This window comes from Streptomyces sp. NPDC005899, from assembly GCF_040629645.1.
Lineage (GTDB): Bacteria > Actinomycetota > Actinomycetes > Streptomycetales > Streptomycetaceae > Streptomyces.
In genome coordinates, this window is record NZ_JBEXWB010000051.1 from 1 (window position 1) to 15446 (window position 15446).

15 protein-coding genes and 1 pseudogene are annotated in these 15446 nt (G+C 71.7%); 10 read left to right on the top strand and 6 right to left on the bottom strand.

Annotated features, from left to right (window positions below; genetic code table 11):
* Positions 1-89: pseudogene (locus ABZ371_RS09550) on the bottom strand (alpha/beta hydrolase); the annotation flags it as partial.
* A gap of 564 nt (positions 90-653) precedes the next feature.
* On the opposite strand from ABZ371_RS09550, the gene ABZ371_RS09555 reads away from it, so the two are divergent.
* The 6 genes from ABZ371_RS09555 (at position 654) to ABZ371_RS09580 (ending at position 6125) form a co-directional block, all read left to right on the top strand.
* The gene (locus tag ABZ371_RS09555; protein WP_358675885.1) at positions 654-836 is read left to right on the top strand and encodes a hypothetical protein; all 183 of its coding nucleotides are present in this window, start codon (positions 654-656) and stop codon (positions 834-836) included.
* A 298-nt stretch (positions 837-1134) separates the two neighbouring features.
* Positions 1135-2058 carry an LLM class F420-dependent oxidoreductase gene (locus tag ABZ371_RS09560; protein ID WP_358675888.1) on the top strand — a complete coding sequence of 308 codons (924 nt, stop codon included), beginning with the start codon at positions 1135-1137 and terminating at the stop codon, positions 2056-2058.
* A gap of 511 nt (positions 2059-2569) precedes the next feature.
* Positions 2570-3142 (top strand): DinB family protein, encoded by a 573-nt coding sequence (locus ABZ371_RS09565; protein ID WP_358675890.1) that lies wholly within the window; start codon positions 2570-2572, stop codon positions 3140-3142.
* A gap of 583 nt (positions 3143-3725) precedes the next feature.
* Positions 3726-4331, top strand: a complete 606-nt coding sequence (locus tag ABZ371_RS09570; RefSeq protein WP_358675893.1) for a dihydrofolate reductase family protein — start codon at positions 3726-3728, stop codon at positions 4329-4331.
* A 104-nt stretch (positions 4332-4435) separates the two neighbouring features.
* Entirely contained in the window at positions 4436-5167 is a 732-nt protein-coding gene (locus tag ABZ371_RS09575; protein WP_358675896.1) for a 3-keto-5-aminohexanoate cleavage protein, read from the top strand.
* 286 nt (positions 5168-5453) lie between these two features.
* The gene (locus ABZ371_RS09580) at positions 5454-6125 is read left to right on the top strand and encodes an HAD family acid phosphatase (protein ID WP_358675898.1); all 672 of its coding nucleotides are present in this window, start codon (positions 5454-5456) and stop codon (positions 6123-6125) included.
* A 309-nt stretch (positions 6126-6434) separates the two neighbouring features.
* On the opposite strand, the gene ABZ371_RS09585 is transcribed toward ABZ371_RS09580, so the two are convergent.
* Genes ABZ371_RS09585 through ABZ371_RS09595 form a run of 3 tightly spaced genes read right to left on the bottom strand, consistent with a single transcriptional unit; the run spans position 6435 to position 8718 of the window.
* The gene (locus ABZ371_RS09585; RefSeq protein WP_358675901.1) at positions 6435-6929 is read right to left on the bottom strand and encodes a helix-turn-helix transcriptional regulator; all 495 of its coding nucleotides are present in this window, start codon (positions 6927-6929) and stop codon (positions 6435-6437) included.
* The gene (locus ABZ371_RS09590; protein ID WP_358675904.1) at positions 6926-7903 is read right to left on the bottom strand and encodes a DMT family transporter; all 978 of its coding nucleotides are present in this window, start codon (positions 7901-7903) and stop codon (positions 6926-6928) included. Before ABZ371_RS09590 ends, ABZ371_RS09585 begins: the two co-directional genes overlap by 4 nt.
* The gene (locus ABZ371_RS09595) at positions 7900-8718 is read right to left on the bottom strand and encodes an SDR family oxidoreductase (RefSeq protein ID WP_358675907.1); all 819 of its coding nucleotides are present in this window, start codon (positions 8716-8718) and stop codon (positions 7900-7902) included. Before ABZ371_RS09595 ends, ABZ371_RS09590 begins: the two co-directional genes overlap by 4 nt.
* A 142-nt stretch (positions 8719-8860) precedes the next feature.
* Here ABZ371_RS09595 and ABZ371_RS09600 point away from each other — a divergent pair, with 142 nt between their 5' ends.
* The 3 genes from ABZ371_RS09600 to ABZ371_RS09610 all read left to right on the top strand — a co-directional run bounded on the left by ABZ371_RS09600 (position 8861) and on the right by ABZ371_RS09610 (position 12003).
* Positions 8861-9442, top strand: a complete 582-nt coding sequence (locus tag ABZ371_RS09600) for a helix-turn-helix domain-containing protein (RefSeq protein ID WP_358675910.1) — start codon at positions 8861-8863, stop codon at positions 9440-9442.
* Positions 9443-9741: 299 nt separating this feature from the next.
* Positions 9742-10686: an RNA polymerase sigma factor SigJ gene (sigJ, locus tag ABZ371_RS09605; protein WP_358675913.1), complete on the top strand. Its 945-nt coding sequence runs from the start codon at positions 9742-9744 to the stop codon at positions 10684-10686.
* 114 nt (positions 10687-10800) lie between these two features.
* Positions 10801-12003 (top strand): FAD-dependent oxidoreductase, encoded by a 1203-nt coding sequence (locus tag ABZ371_RS09610; protein WP_358675916.1) that lies wholly within the window; start codon positions 10801-10803, stop codon positions 12001-12003.
* A 214-nt stretch (positions 12004-12217) separates the two neighbouring features.
* Here the strand turns inward: ABZ371_RS09610 and ABZ371_RS09615 are convergent, their stop codons facing one another.
* Both ABZ371_RS09615 and ABZ371_RS09620 read right to left on the bottom strand, forming a co-directional pair.
* Positions 12218-13735: an MFS transporter gene (locus tag ABZ371_RS09615; protein ID WP_358675918.1), complete on the bottom strand. Its 1518-nt coding sequence runs from the start codon at positions 13733-13735 to the stop codon at positions 12218-12220.
* Between the two features lie 36 nt (positions 13736-13771).
* Positions 13772-14137: a nuclear transport factor 2 family protein gene (locus tag ABZ371_RS09620; RefSeq protein WP_358675921.1), complete on the bottom strand. Its 366-nt coding sequence runs from the start codon at positions 14135-14137 to the stop codon at positions 13772-13774.
* A gap of 98 nt (positions 14138-14235) precedes the next feature.
* Between ABZ371_RS09620 and ABZ371_RS09625 the strand changes: the two genes are divergently transcribed.
* Complete coding sequence (locus tag ABZ371_RS09625; RefSeq protein ID WP_358675924.1) at positions 14236-15147, top strand: LysR substrate-binding domain-containing protein; 912 nt, start codon at positions 14236-14238, stop codon at positions 15145-15147.
* Positions 15148-15446: the final 299 nt, after the last annotated feature.

The window sequence follows — 15446 nt, forward strand, 5'->3', positions numbered from 1 at the left end:
TGGTCACAACCGAAACCGTGAGCCAGCACCACCGCCCGCCCCCGCGGGTTCCCGGTGACCGTGACGTTGTTCCTGCGCTCGATATCCATACCCCCTACTCTCTCAGCCTCCGCGCCCTGCTCCGGAACGGGTCCCGATCACCGCATCTCCCGCCCGCAGCCTTCACAACCCGCACATACATGCAGGCCTCATCGTCGCGCGGCTCGGCCCCCGGTGCCCAGGCATCGCAAGGCGAGCCGGTGATGGATGAGCGGCCGCGAAGCGGCTCGACGAACAGCACCGGTGAGGGCGAGGGCGAGTTGCGGTCCGCGCCACCGGTCCGGCTCCCGGGGCCCCGCCCGCTTACGCCGGTAGGCAGGCATGCGTTCGTTCCGGTCGCCGGCGAGCCCGTGGGGGAACCTGCACCACGCCACCCGCCGGACCCCTCGACCCCTGCCGAGGCGATCCGGGGTCCCGAGGGGGAGCAGGGCGGAACTGACGTGCACCCGCTCGGCGCCGAACGCGGTGCGGGCGGCGACGCGGCACCCGAATGGCGTACGCATGCCCGCCGGAACCTGCGCCCCTCATCCGTTCGGGTCATGGTGGTGGTGACCCTGTGCGGTGGTGGCCCTGTGCTTCGCGCCCTGCCTCGGCTCGTGCTGTCAGGAGGCGTCATGCTGGTTGTGGCCATGCTCGTACCGCTCGTGCTCGTGGGTCTGGCATTCGCGATGGACGCCTTCGAAACGTTCCTCTTCCCTCCTCCTCCTCCTCCTCCGCCGCCGCCGTTCCCTGCCCGGACCGCCGTGGCGGACACTGGGGCGGAGCAGGGCGAGGGCATACCTGATGAGGGCGAGTGAGAGCGCGCGCGAACAGAGCTGCGCCGGAGGGCAGACCCCTTCTCATGCGCACCTCGAACGAGCGGTCACCCTGCCGCAGGCACGTGCTCCCCACGCCGTGATGGCGTAGGTGCCCGGCGCCACGTTCCGCCCTGCCGGTGCGGGCGCCCCCTGCCGGTGCGCGTGCCCCCGCCGGCCCCGCATTGGAACGGCATCCGGTGCGGCCGGGAGGCAACGGCCGTGCTGTGCATGGTAATTGACATACGCCCGTCACACAGGAACCGGAATGCGGGGCCGGTCGTGACCGGTTTCCACTGACATGACTACAGGAGTAGCGCTCAACGCGATCGACGCCGACAACCAGGTCGACGGCTCCGTGCAGCTCGCACGTGAGGCCGCCGCTGCGGGGCTTCGGTCGGTGTGGTTCGGCCAGACCTTCGGTGCGGACTCGCCCCAGCTCGCGGCACTCGTCGGACGGGAGGTACCCGGCCTGCACGTGGGCACGTCGGCGATCCCCGTCTTCGGCCGGCATCCGCTGCTGATCTCCAGCCAGGCGCAGACCGCCCAGGCGGCCACACACGGCCGCTACCACCTCGGACTGGCGCTCGGCACCAAACTCCTGACCGAGACGGGCTTCGGCATGCCCTACGAACGGCCCATCGCGCGCCTGCGCGAATTCCTGACGGCGCTACGGCAGTTGACCGAGACCGGCACCGCCGACTTCCACGGCGAACTGCTCACCGCGACGACACCGATCCCCGGTCGTGTACCGGGCGCCGAGGGCGGTGTGCCGTTGCTCGTCGCCGCGATGGGCCCCCAGGCGCTACGCGTCAGCGGTGAACTGGCGGACGGGATCCTGCCCTATCTGGCCGGGCCGCGTGCGCTGAGCGAGAACATCGTGCCGGCGGTCACCGCAGCGGCAGAGGCCGCCGGCCGGCCCGCGCCCCGGATCGTCGCCCTGGTGCACGGCGTGGTCACCGACGATGTCGACTCCGTGAGGGAGAAGGCCGCCGAACAACTCGCGTTCTACGAGCAGTTCCCGTCCTACGCGCGGGTCATCGGGCTCTCCGGCGGCCGGCGGGCCGTCGACGTGGCCGTGATCGGCGACGAGCGGGCGGTCACCGCCGAGGTAAGGCGGTACCGGGATGCCGGGGCGACCGAGGTGGTGTTCTCGGGGACGGAAATCGCAGGAGAGGCCGATCGGCGCCGTACCTGGGCGCTCCTCGGGGAACTCGCCGGCTGAGTGAGGGACCGGCTGAGCGAGGGATAACCGGCTGAGTGCGGGACCGGCGGAGGTGGCCGACGAGGCGATCGGCCGCGGGCCCTGGCACGCCGGAGAGCGGGGGAGGTGGTGCGGGGTCAGGTAGGTGGGGCGGTGTCTTGGAAGGCCCGAGCTGGTGGCGTGAGCAGCATCCGGCCCGCCGAAGACTGCGCTGCTGGGAGAGCTGGCCGGCAGTGGCGTGCCTGGGGCGGCAGCATGACGGAGGATCCCGTGATCGCTGCCGTTCCATGGGGCGGGCGAAGCGTGTCCGGAGCGTCCGCAACGTGCTGGCCGCGCCGGCGCCGTCGGGCCCGGTGATCCGGCCACCGACGTGCGTGGATACGCCTCCTCCTTGTCCGGCCACGCGCCTACGGCTCCGCTCTACTCATCACGGAAGAGCGGTGAGTCGCCCGCGATTTAGGACATGTCCTGACCTCGACGGGTCATAGCGTGGTCCTCGACCGACGGCGCAGAACACCGAAAGGCAGAACCCATGACCCCCGACGACTCGACCACCCGCAACGTGACCACCAGCGACCTGACCGAGCCCGCGGCCGTCAGCGGTGAACGCGCCGACCTGCTGGAGATGCTGGCCAAGCACCGGCACTTCCTGCGTTTCACCACACGCGACCTCACCGACGAGCAGGCCGGGCTCCGGACCACCGTCAGCGAGCTCTGTCTGGGCGGCCTGATCAAGCACATGACAGCGTGCGAGCAGAACTGGGCGGACTTCATCGTGCACGGCCCGTCGGTGATGGGTGACTTCACGAGTATGACCGAGGCCGACTGGGAGCGGCGGACCAACGAGTTCCGGATGCTGCCCGGTGAGACGCTGTCAGGTGTCCTGGCCGGCTACGCAGACGCGGCCCGCCGGACCGACGAACTGGTCACCACGCTGCCCGACCTGGGAGCCACGCAGCCCCTGCCGAAAGCCCCGTGGTTCGAGTCCGGCGCGCAGTGGTCGGCCCGCCGGGTCCTGATGCACCTCATCGCCGAGACCGCTCAGCACTCCGGCCATGCCGACATCATCAGAGAGTCCATGGACGGCGCCAAGAGCATGGGCTGACCCGCCGCGCCGGGTCGTACGGCTTCCGAAGCGACCCCGGCCGTTTCCGGCCCGCCTACGCGAGGTAGGGCTGGACGGTCGGCGGCGCGGCGTACCCCTCCTGCGGTGGGGTACGCCGTCGAGGACCGGCCGACGGTGCCGCTGAGCTGCCGGGCGAACCGGCCGCACGGCACTCCGCACGCTGCCGCCGGCGAGGCGATCGTCCAACGACCGCGGAAGCACTCGGGAGAGGGAAGGTGGTGGACTCGGTGCCGCTGCGGGCGCCCATTGGCGGAGGCCGCCTGCCGCCGTCCGTCCGGCTTGCGCTCTGCTCGCCACCCGGATCCGTGCCGGACGGCTACCGACCCAGGGCCCGCAGCGTCCGCCGGTCGGCGGATACCGAAAGCCCGGCGGGTGCCCGAAGCTGGGCTCGGTAGCCGGTCTGCGTAGCGGCATCACGCCGTGAGGGCTTTCAGGGTCGGCCGCCGATGGCCCGCCGAGCGGATCAGTCGCCCGGCAGCCAGTCACCGCGGGCCGTCTCGGCGACTGGACCGATGAGTTCGCGGCGTTTGCCCGGTGTACCCGTCGACGAAGGGAGCGCACCATGCGCAAGATCATCATTTGTACCTTCCTGACGCTCGACGGCGTCATGCAGGCACCGGGCGGTCCGGACGAGGACGCCGAGAGCGGCTTCGAGCACGGGGGCTGGCAGAAGCCGGTGGACGACGAGGAAGTCGGCGCGGCCATCGCCGGGTGGTACGAGCAGTCCGACGCGATGCTGCTCGGCCGCAAGACGTATGAGATCTTCGCGTCGTACTGGCCGGCCGCCGATCCCGGCAACCCGTTCACCGACCGAATGAACAGCATGCACAAGTACGTGGCGTCTCGTACCCTGACGTCCGTCGAATGGCGGAACTCCGTGCTGCTGGAGGGCGACATCGCCGACGCGGTAGGCGAACTGAAGGCGTCCGACGGCGGCGACATCAACGTCGTCGGCAGCGGCGACCTCGCCCAGACCCTCATGCGGCAGGGTCTCGTCGACGAATACCGGCTGACCATCCACCCGGTGATCATCGGCACCGGCAAGCGGCTCTTCGCCGAAGGGGCGATCCCCACCGCGCTGGAGCCGGTCAGCGTCTCGACCACGAAGGGCGGCACCGTCGTCGGTGTCTACAGGCCGAGCGGCAGGCCGGAGTACGACAGCTACTGATGACTGGTCAGGGATGGCCAGGTCCGTCTCGAAGTCGCCGGATGGCACCTCGCAGCGGTACGGAGCGGTCTCCGCACGGCGGACCCGACTGAGAAGATGACGGCATGCTGCAAGCCTGTCTGAACGGTTCCAGGAGCCGCACCGAGTGCGCTCACCTCCCCGTGACCCCGCAGGAGCTGGCGGCGGCAGCCCGCACGGCCGTCGCCGCCGGTGCCCAGGACGTCCACCTCCACCCCAAGGGCCGTGACGGCACCGACACACTGGACCCCGCCGACGTCGCCGCTGTCCTCATAGCCGTGCGGGACGCCGTTCCAGGCATCCCCGTCGGCGTCACCACCGGCGCCTGGGCCACGCCTGACCCCGGAATTCGCGTGTCCCAGGTCCGATCCTGGACCGTGCTGCCGGACCACGCCTCGGTGAACTGGCACGAGGAGGGCGCCACCGAAGTGGCCGCCGCCCTGCTGGACCGGGGTATCGGAGTGGAAGCCGGCATCTACTCCGGAACCCGCGCGGCGCGGCGGTTCCTCAGCTGGCGGGAGTCCCACCGCGTCCTACGTGTCCTGGCCGAGATCACCGACACCGACCCACAGACCGCGCCCCGTGCCGCAGCCGGTCTGCTCGACGAGCTCCGCCCGGCAACGTCCTCGCCGATCCTCCTGCACGGCGAGGACGACGCCGCCTGGCCCGTCCTCCGGCTGGCGGCCTCACGCCGACTGGACGCGCGGATCGGCCTGGAGGACGTGCTCCACCTGCCCGACGGCACACTCGCCGGGAGCAACGCCGACCTCGTCCACGCGGCAGGGGAGATCATCCGAAAGGGCATCGGGGGGTCCTGAGGACTCGACTCCGTCATGGGGGGTGCTCGACGAAGGCGTGGGCAGGGCGCTGCGGTCGGGGAGGCGGGAGGGCGCTGCGGTCGGCGGAGGAGCGGTCCGGGATTCAGGGACGCTTCCGGCCAGGTGCCCGGCTGGTTCTCCTCAGGCAGGCGAACGGCAACTCAGAAAGACGCTACCGGCCAGTAGCGGTACGGTCGCTCAGACTTCATCATTAACCGCGAGCATGACAACCCGTCGCCGATCGCGGCGTACGGGCCATTGGCAGGTTCCCTACACAGGAGTCCCCATGCATGCACGCGCCACTGTCCAGCGCACGGCCGCGGCTCTGGCCGCGGCCCTCGCTCTCGTCGCGGTACCCGTCACCTCGGCTGACGCGACGCAGACGGCTCCGGCCCGCACGCACACACCGGCCACCGCCGGTGCTGCCATCGCCCCGGTCCCCCCGTCCACCCTCGCGGCCGGCGTCGACTACAACGTCTGGCGGCAGGAGGTCGCGGCCGTCGTCGCCGAGGCGCGCCCCTGGATCGAGACCCGCACGGGAGACGCGGGCGGGGGAAAGCAGGCGATCGTTCTCGACATCGACAACACCGCGCTCGAGACGCACTTCCACCCGTTCTGGGAACTGCCCACCCCCGCCGTCCGGGACGTCCGTGACCTGGCCCGTTATGCCGATGCCCGCGGCGTGGCCGTCTTCTTCGTCACCGCTCGGCCGGGCATCATCCACTCCCTCACGGACTGGAACCTCAGACAGGCTGGCTACCCGGTGGACGGACTGTACGTGCGCAGTCTGCCCGACCTGTTCGATGAGGTCAGCGCCTACAAGACCGAGCAGCGGGCTGCTATCGAGGCGAAGGGATACAAGATCATCGCCAACATCGGCAACAACACCACCGACGTCGTCGGAGGTCACGCCGAACGCACCTTCAAGCTCCCGGACTACGGCGGTGAGCTCTCCTGAGGGGTGTGTGGCCCGCCGTTCCGCCTCGGTCGAGCCGGGACTGTCCGTCGAGCGCGATGTGACAGTGGGGCGGCCGCAGGTGCGGAGGAAGTCCGCCGGAGGCCGGGTGCCCGCGACGTGCGGGGTGCGCATCGGACCACCGGTCGGTCGTTTCGCCGGTCGGTCGTCCCAGCCGGGGCGGACCGGCCTCGGGGCCACCTGACGGACGACGTCGCACAGCATGCCTGGAAGTCGCGGCGGGCGATCAGCCGGTCCGGTCACCCGGGGGTGTCCCCGGTCACCTGCGGGGTCTCCGGTCACCCTGCGGGGTCAGGGATCCTCGGGGCTCAGCCGGGTGGGGGTCACGCGGGTCAACGCGGCGCGGGACGTGACGTCGAGCTTGCGCATCGCGTTCGCCACGTGCTGTTCGACCGTCCGGACGGACAGGTGCAGCGTATGAGCGATGTCCCTGTTGGTCAGGCCGGACGCCGCGAGCCGGGCGACTTCCTCTTCACGGGGTGAGAGCCGGCTTCCGTAGCTGGGGCGGCCGACCGCGCGGGGTCTGCCGCAAGAACTGCTGGTCCGCAGGGCCGCCCGGACACGGGCCGTGTCCCACGTGGCGTTGAGTGCGTCGAAGCGTTCGGCGCAGGCGTCCAGTTCCTTGACGGCGGTGTCCTCGTCACCGCAGGCCAGGGCTGACATGCCGGCTGCTTCGGCGCACAGCGCAGCCGTATAGGGGCGGGGGAGTGCCGCGTACGCGGTGGAGGCCGCGGTGTACTGCTCGGCGGCGGCCGCGGTGCGGCCGCCGTGCTGAGGGGGGCTCACACCGGGTCCCCGCCGGTCGGCCGTGCCGGTGCGCACGGCGCGGGCACCCGCCCCCCGTCTGCGGGCCGGGGCCGCCGGACCCGCCGGCCGGCCGCCTTGACGGCGCCGGCCGGCGCAGGCTGCCGCAGACCGGTCAGGACACCTGCGGCAACGAGCAGTGCGCCGGCCACATCGGCGACGCCGACCTCGCCGAGCCCGAGCGCGACCGTGGTGAGCAGGGCGCCCACGGGGACGAGTCCGGCGAAGAGTCCGGCACGTGCGGCGCCCAGGCGGCGCAGTGCGTCGTACCAGAGGAAGAAGGCGACGGCGGTGACGAGCACGCCGAGGTAGCCGAAGGCGGCCGCCTCGGTGGGGGTGGGAAGGCGTAGGGAACTCGTGCCGTCCAGAGCGAGGCTCGCGGCCAGCAGCATGGGCACGGCCAGCGCCGCGGGGTAGGCGGCGACCCTCATGGGGCCGAGTTTGGGCAGCAGGGGGAGGGCGAGCAGCGAGAAGGCGACCTCTCCGGCCAGCGCGCCCAGCGACAGCAGCACACCGTGCAGGCTGCCACCGCCGAACCCGGCGGCGACAGCGGCGCCCAGGGTCACGACAACCGCCGCACCGACGGTGCGCGCGGCCGGCCGGCGGCGTTCCGTCAACGGCCCGACGAGTGCGAGCACGATGGGGATCGCTCCTACCACAGTGCCGATCATGGCCGGGTCGGCGTGCCGGGTGGCTTCCACCAGGAAGATGTTGAAACCCGCCAGGCCGGTGGCGGCCAACGCCAGCAGGAGCAGGACGTCACGAGGGGTCAGACCGGCGCGGGGTGAGCGGCGGTGGCGTACGACGGCGAGGAGAATGGCCGCGGCGAGCGCGTAGCGCAGGGCCTGACCGCTGAGGACGGGGTAGTCGGCAGTCGTCGCGGAGACGGCCGTCGAGGTGCCGACGAGCAGCATCGCTGCTGCGGCACCCGCTGCCGGGGCGGTGGAGGCACTCATGCCGCGTACTCCTTCGGCTGTGCAGCGGTGCCCGCCGGGTCGAGGACCTTGCGGGTGACACGCTCGGCGACGGCGGCGACCAGCGTGCGCGGCCGGCGTGGCAGCAGATGGGCGGCCAGGGCGTTGCCGAGTCCGGGGGTGACGTAGCCGCGGTCGCGGTCGAGTGCGCGCAGCGCGGCGCGTACGACCGGCTCCGGTGTGGTCATCGAGCCGTTGACGGCCGCCCTACGGGTGCCGATGGCCTCGAAGAAGGGGGTGTCGACCGGGCCGGGGCACAGAGTGAGTACGCGAATGCCCCGCCCGCGGTACTCCTGGCGGAGGGCAAGACCGAAGTTCAGCACGAAGCCCTTGGCCGCGCTGTAGACGGCGAAGTACGGGGAGGGCTGGAAGCCCGCGGTGGAGGCGACGTTGACGACCGCGCCCGTGCCGCGCTCCAGCATGCCGGGGAGCAGCGCGTGGGTGAGGTCGACGAGTGCGACGACGTTGACCATCAGCTGGTCGTGGTCGCGCTCGGCGGCGATGTCCTCGAAGCGGCCGCACGTGCCGAATCCGGCGTTGTTGACCAGCAGGTCGACGCCCAGCCCACGGGCGGCGAGGCGGCCGGTGACCTGCCGGGCGGCGTCGGGTGCGGCCAGGTCCTGGACCAGGACGTGGGCGCGGATGCCGTGCTCCGTGGTCAGCCGCTCGGCGAGGGCGGTCAGCCGGTCCTCGGAACGCGCCACCAGGATCAGGTCATGTCCGCGCGCGGCCAGCTGGGCGGCGAACTCCGCCCCCAGTCCGGACGAGGCACCGGTGATGAGCGCTGCACTGTGCACGGGGGAATCTCCTTCTCTTGGCGAAGAACTGATACCTGACAGTATCTGATCCATCGTTATATGCAACACACCTGATGCATTTATTATTGAGATGACCCAACGGTGTAACGTTTCGGCGTCGAGCAGATGAGTGGGAGGCGCCATGGGTGAGACAGGGGCACGGCCGTTGCGGGCGGACGCGGAACGCAGTGTGCGCGCGATCCTGGAGGCTGCCGAACGCGTGCTCTCCAGGGACCCCGGCGCGTCGATGGAGCAGATCGCGACCGCGGCGGGGGTGGCCAGGACCACGATCCACCGGCGCTTCGCCCATCGGCAGGCGTTGATCGACGCCCTCGCCTCGTCCGCCGCCCGCCAGCTCGCCGGAGCCGTGGAGGACGGCCGGCCGGACACCGCCCCCGCCTTGGTGGCCCTGCACCGGATCACGGCCAACGTGCTCGAGGTGAAAGGCGCCTGGGCATTCGCCCTGGAACTCCCGGCCGACCCCGGAAGCGAAGCGGCCGCCCTCCATGAGGACATCGGCCGACGGTGCATCACCGTGCTGGAGCGGGCCCGGGCGGACAAGCTCATCGACGAGTCGGCCGACCTGTACTGGGTGCGGCGGGTCTACTACTCGCTCCTCGGGGAGTCCCTGCGCGGACACCCGGACGACGCCGCCATCGACACCGACTCCCTCGCCGCCCGCATCATCGACACCCTTCTGCACGGCGCGGGCCCGCGTACCTGAGAGTGCCGCTCCCCTGAGCAGCCGCGTCCGGACACCGGGTTCGGACACCGCGTCCGGGCCGCCGCCGCTCCCCGGGGCGGCCGTCGCCGGTGGGGGAGACGCTGCGGCTGCATCCGGCCGCGGACGTGGTCACCGATGCTGTACCCCCGGGACCGGATGCGATGAAGCGCATCGAGTCGCCACCGGACCGCCACGGACGACCCGACGGGTTGCTCCAGGCGGCGGCCGGGCGGCGGGGCGGGCCTGGGGCGCTCCGTATCGCCTGCCGTTCCGTCCCCCGGGGGCCTAGGATCAGGGGCATGGCCCTGACCGTGAGTGACGTGGACCGGTTCGAGACCGCCAGGCCCCGGCTGGAGGCCATCGCCTACCGTCTGCTCGGTTCGGCGAGCGAGGCGGAGGACGCCGTGCAGGAGACGTTCCTGCGCTGGCAGGCGGCCGACGTCGGCCGGATCGAGGTGCCTGAGGCCTGGCTGACGAAGGTCCTCACCAACTGGTGTCTCAACGCGCTCACTTCGGCACGGGCCCGACGCGAGACGTACGTGGGGCAGTGGCTGCCCGAGCCGCTGCTCGGCGGAGACCCGATGCTCGGCCCGGCCGACACCGCGGAACAGCGCGAGTCGGTGTCGTACGCCGTGCTCGTCCTGTTGGAGCGCCTGTCGCCCAGGGAGCGGGCCGTCTACGTGCTGCGCGAGGCGTTCGGCCATCCGCACCGGGAGATCGCCGACATCCTGGGCATCACCGAGACCTCCAGCCAGCAGATCCACCACCGGGCCAAGAAGCACATCGCGGACGGCAGGGCACGCGCCGACGTCGACGAGGCCGCCGCCCGGAAAGTCGCCGAGGAGTTCCTCACCGCGGCGACCAGCGGCCGTACCGAGCCTCTCCTGCGCCTGCTCACCCAGGACGCCGTCTCGGTGGGCGACGGCGGCGGAAAGGTCCCGGCCCGTACGAAGCCGTTCGAGGGCGCTCTCGCGGTCGCCAGGTTCCTGCGGGGCCTGTTCAAGCCGAGTGCGGCCAAGCGGGCCTATGTCGGTGGCGCGCCCGGCATCTACGCCACGACCGCCAACGGCGAACCCGCCGTCGTGGCTGTCGTGGACGGCCGGGTCGTCGGCATCACCTGCCTGGAGGTCACGCCGGAGGGCATCGTCGCGATCCGCAGCCAGGCGAACCCCGACAAGCTTCTGCGGGCGACCGAGCAGTGGGCCGCCCAGGACCACCGCGAGGCCCCGCTCCACACCCTGTGAGCGTCGGGTGACCCATGTCACTCCCCTGCTCTGTCAGGGATCGAGGTGCTGCCCGGTTCAAGGGGTGCGACCACGCCGGACAACGGCAGCACCCGCCCAGACAGGAGCACAGACATGCAGCACCGCATCGTCGTCCTCGGAGCCGGTTACACCGGTGCCGTGACAGCCGGCCGTCTCGCCAGGCGGCTGCACCACGAGGACGTCACCCTCACCCTCGTCAACCCTGAGCCCGACTTCGTCGAGCGCGTCCGGCTCCACCAACTCGCGACCGGCCGGGACCTCGGGCCCCGGCCGTTCGACGAGATGTTCGCGGGCACGGGCGTCGAGCTGAAGCTCGCGGAGGTCTCCGCCGTGGACGTGGACCGCGGGACGGTGACCGTAGCCACCGCGGACGGCCCCGAGGAGGAGACACTGGAGTACGACACCCTGGTCTACGCCCTCGGCAGCGGCTGGGACGACCTGGGTGTTCCCGGTACCGCCGAACACGCCCACGAGATCTCCAGCCGCTCCGGCGCCCTCCGGCTCCGCGACCGTCTGGCCGCCCTGGACGCCGGCCGCTCCGTGGTCGTGGTGGGCGGCGGCCTGACCGGCATCGAGGCCGCGACCGAGATCGCCGAAGCCCGCCCGGACCTCGACGTCGCGCTGGCCGCCCGCGGGCCCCTCGGCGAGCGGCTCTCGGAGAAGGGCCGCGCCCACCTGCGGAAGGTGATGGACGGGCTCGGCATCACGGTCCACGAACACACCGAGATCAGCGCCGTGGGGGCGCGTGGCGTGGAGACGGCCGACGGCCGGACCGTCCCGGCCGACGTCACGGTGTGGACAGCCGGGTTCGCCGTCCACCCGATCGCCGGGGCCACCTCCCTGGAGCTCGCCGCCGACGGCCGGATCGTGGTCGACGGCACGATGCGCTCGGTCTCCCACCCGGACGTGTACGCGGTGGGAGACGCGGCCGTGGCGACCGGCCCCGGTGACAAGCCCCTCCGCATGTCCTGCGCCTCGGGCATCCCCATGGCCTGGCAGGCCGCCGACGCCCTGGCCGCCCGTCTCACCGGCGGCCGGGTCCGTCGCGTCCCCATCCGCTACGTCCAGCAGTGCATCTCCCTCGGCCGCAAAGAGGGCCTGATCCAGTTCGTCACCGCCGACGACCGGGCGGTCGACAGGGCGCTGACGGGCCGGGTGGCCGCCCTCTGGAAGGAACTGATCTGCAAGGGGGCGGCCTGGAGCGTCGCCAACCCCACGGTGGGCGTGCCGTCCCGGCGCCGACGCGTCGTTCGGCAGGAGACCGGCACCCACGCGCAGACGGAGGTGCCGGCCTGACCGCGCGAGGGCCGTACCGTGCCTGCCGGCGCTCGTGGTGCGACGGCAGGCACGCCGCATCGCGGGAGTCGTAGGAGGGACTCCCACCGCCGACCGGTATCGATCGTCCGTGGTGGCCCCGCCCAGCACTTCGGCGGGGCCACCGCACTGCACAGGGCCCGATCTCCATCTCATCGGCTGCACGGCCCGGCGGGGCGTGCGGCCGGAGCCGACGTCAGGGCTGTCGAACCGGTCGCGCATCCTGCGGGGAGACATGCGTTCCGACGGGTCGCACGAGGACGAGCACGAGGAGGGCGGCAAGGATGCCGACGGCTCCGGCGACGATATAGGTTGCTTGGACGCCGGACACGGCCGCGGTGTGTGTCGCGTCGTCCAGGAGGTGCCTCACCCCTGGCGGGGCGGCATCCAGCAGGCCGGGTGCCCGTCCGCCGGCGATGGCGCGGGCAACATCGGCCGCGTCCGGGATGCCGTGCCCGGACAGGTCACTCCGGGCGCGGCCGGCGAAGACGCTGCCCAGCGCTGCGATGCCGAAGGCGAAACCGAGTTGGCGGGTGGTGTTGACCGCGCCGGCGGCCATGCCACCGCGCTCGGGGGCGACCCGGGACATGGAGACCGAGCCGAGGATCGGCGTCGCCAAACCGACACCGACGCCGATCACGGCGAAGCCCGGAACCAGCGCCGGCCAGCCGGCCGAGCCGCGCAGGCCCGCGGCGGTGAGCAGGCCGCCGATGCCGACGAGCAGCAGCCCCCCGCCGATCACGAGATCTGGCCGGCGACCGTGAAGCACCCGCCCCAGTCCCGCCGACACACCGAACGCCGTGATCGACATCGGCAGGCCCGTGAGTCCTGCCGCGAGCGGGCTCAGGCCCAGCACCGACTGCAGCCAGATCGAGGTGTAGGTGAACGCGGCGAAGGCCGCGAACGTCAGCAGGAACCCGGCGAGCAGCACGCCGACGAACGAACGGTCGCGCAGCAGACCGAGGTCGAGCATGGCGTGGGGCACGTGCGCTTCGATGGCGGCGAACACGGCCAGCAGCACCGCCGCCAGTGCGAGGAGCCACCACACCTCGGAGCGCGACCAGCCCTCCTCGTTCGCACGGATCAGCGCGTACGTCGCGCAGGCTGCCGCAGCGGTGAAACTGGCCATGCCACCGACGTCCACCCTGCCGCGGGCCGGCACCTGGGTGTCGGCGAGCATCGTGACGCACAGGAGGATGCCGACGGCGCTGACAGGCAGGTTGACGAAGAAGATCCAGCGCCACGACGCATGTTCGGTGAGAAGACCTCCGAGGACGGGGCCCACCGCGGCCGAGGCGCCTGCCACCGCACCCCAGACGCCGTAGGCGCTACCGCGGTCGCGACCGGCGTAAGCGCTGTTGAGCAACGCGAACGTGGTCGCGAACATGGCCGCCGCGCCGACGCCTTGAACCGTGCGCGCGATGATCAGCACGCCCGCGTCGGATGCGAGACCGCACATCAGCGACGACATCGCGAAGACCGCGAGCCCGGCTATGTAGACGCGGCGGTGCCCGACGAGGTCGGCGATCGAGCCTGCCCCCAGCACCAGTGCGGCCAGCGCGAGGGCGTAGGCGTCGATGACCCACTGCAACGCGCCGAAGGACGCTTCCAGGTCGCCGACCATGTTCGGCAGGGCGACGTTCACGATCGTGACGTCGATCAGCAGTATGAAGGTGCCCAGGCAGACCGTCATCAGCGGCAGCCACTTGCGCATGTCGATGCCTACGTTCCTCGTAGCGGTGAAGGGGGTTCAGCGTGACGGCGGGACGAATTCGGGCTGGTCGAGCAGGCGCAGCCAGCTCCCGTCCGGCTGGCGACGGACGACCTGGGCGCGGGCGCCGGCCCCGTCCTTCGGCGGAGTCGAGGTGAGGGCGATGTCGCCGCTGACCAGCGTCGGCAGCGGTTGTTCCGGTTCGAAGCGGGGACGGTGCGCCAGCACCTTCTCCCACAGCGCGCGGATCGCTTCCCGGCCCACCGTCTGCCCGCCGGGCGGGTAGGCCATCACCGCCCCCTCTTCGTAGAGTGCGGCGACCCCGGCCGCGTCACCCGCATTGGACCGTTCGACGAACAGACGGGTGATGTCTTCGGGCCGCATGGCCTTCTCGTACTCCGGCATGGTTCCTCCTGGGCGTCCGGGCTTCGGTCGTTCCAGCGTGACCGCCCGCTCATCAGAAGTCCAACAGATGGAACTGATAGGAACTAGAATCATCAGTCATGGAACTGAAGCAGCTGGAATACTTCGTCGCGGTCGCCGAAGAGCGGAACTTCACCCGGGCCGCCGAACGCGTGCACATCAGCCAGTCCGGCGTCAGCGCCCAGATCCGCCAACTGGAACGCGAACTCGGTGCCGAACTGTTCGACCGGTCGGCGCGCACCGCCACTCTCACCGTCGCGGGAAAGGCCGCGATCGAACATGCCCGCGCCGCGCTCGCCGCTGCCGCGTCGGTCCGCCAGGCGGTGGGCGAGGTGACCGACCTGATCCGGGGCCGGCTCACGGTCGGGATGGTCATCGGCTGCACCGTGACGCCTCTGTTCGACGCCCTCGCCGCGTTCCACCGTGCGCACCCCGGCGTGGAGATCTCGCTGCTGGAGGACAACTCCGACCGGCTCGTCGAAGGGGTGCGCGCCGGCACCGTCGATCTGGCTCTCATCGGAACCGCGACCGCCACCCCCGATGGACTGGACGCGCTGACGATCATCAGCGAGCGGCTCGTCGCGGCAGTCCGGCCCGGGCACCCCCTGACGGGACAACGGCGGGTCGAACTGGGCGACCTGGGCGCCTACCCGATCGTGTGCATGCCGCCGGGCACCGGCCTGCGCACGGCATTCGACCAGGCATGCACCGAGCAGGGACTCCGACCCACGATCGCGCTCCAGGCCAGCGCCGCGGAGGCCATCGCCGACCTCGCCACCCGCGGACTCGCCGTCGCCGTCCTCAGCGACTCGATGGCCGCGCACTACGGCGATCGACTCACAGCACTCACCATCGACGACGTCGAAACACCTGTCCTTCTCGCCCTGGTCTGGAAGAGCACGCGCAGCCCGGCAGTCCGTGAGCTGCTCGCCCACAGCCGGCGGGCATTCGCCGCACCCGATCCCGGCAGGAAGCCGCACGAGCGAGGCTGAGGTGAGCAGGTGGTGCCCGCCTCTGCCCGGCACCACGTGGACGCCGAACTCGCCCGAGGGCGCCTTCCGCCGGGCTCCGCGTCGTTACCCGAAGCCGGCGGGCGGCTTCCCTCAGGGGCTCAGGGCCGTGGTGTCGACCACCGGGTCATGTCGGGTGTCCTGGAGTCCCGGAACCGCTGGCGAGCCCTCGGAGCCCCGCGCCGGCAGCACCCGTGCGGCTTCGCCGCCGGCGAGCGTGCGAGCCCCCGGGGCCGAGCGTGCGGCCGGCCGGCCGGCCGGGCTGCGTCCGGCCCGGGTCC

Coding starts and splice junctions, on each gene's coding strand:
- ABZ371_RS09610 (WP_358675916.1), top strand. CDS start 10,801: ATGCAGCACCGCATCGTCGTCCTCGGAGCCGGTTACACCGGTGCCGTG.
- ABZ371_RS09620 (WP_358675921.1), bottom strand. CDS start 14,137: ATGCCGGAGTACGAGAAGGCCATGCGGCCCGAAGACATCACCCGTCTG.
- ABZ371_RS09575 (WP_358675896.1), top strand. CDS start 4,436: ATGCTGCAAGCCTGTCTGAACGGTTCCAGGAGCCGCACCGAGTGCGCT.
- ABZ371_RS09570 (WP_358675893.1), top strand. CDS start 3,726: ATGCGCAAGATCATCATTTGTACCTTCCTGACGCTCGACGGCGTCATG.
- ABZ371_RS09565 (WP_358675890.1), top strand. CDS start 2,570: ATGACCCCCGACGACTCGACCACCCGCAACGTGACCACCAGCGACCTG.
- ABZ371_RS09615 (WP_358675918.1), bottom strand. CDS start 13,735: ATGCGCAAGTGGCTGCCGCTGATGACGGTCTGCCTGGGCACCTTCATA.
- ABZ371_RS09625 (WP_358675924.1), top strand. CDS start 14,236: ATGGAACTGAAGCAGCTGGAATACTTCGTCGCGGTCGCCGAAGAGCGG.
- sigJ (WP_358675913.1), top strand. CDS start 9,742: ATGGCCCTGACCGTGAGTGACGTGGACCGGTTCGAGACCGCCAGGCCC.
- ABZ371_RS09600 (WP_358675910.1), top strand. CDS start 8,861: ATGGGTGAGACAGGGGCACGGCCGTTGCGGGCGGACGCGGAACGCAGT.
- ABZ371_RS09560 (WP_358675888.1), top strand. CDS start 1,135: ATGACTACAGGAGTAGCGCTCAACGCGATCGACGCCGACAACCAGGTC.
- ABZ371_RS09580 (WP_358675898.1), top strand. CDS start 5,454: ATGCATGCACGCGCCACTGTCCAGCGCACGGCCGCGGCTCTGGCCGCG.
- ABZ371_RS09555 (WP_358675885.1), top strand. CDS start 654: ATGCTGGTTGTGGCCATGCTCGTACCGCTCGTGCTCGTGGGTCTGGCA.
- ABZ371_RS09590 (WP_358675904.1), bottom strand. CDS start 7,903: ATGAGTGCCTCCACCGCCCCGGCAGCGGGTGCCGCAGCAGCGATGCTG.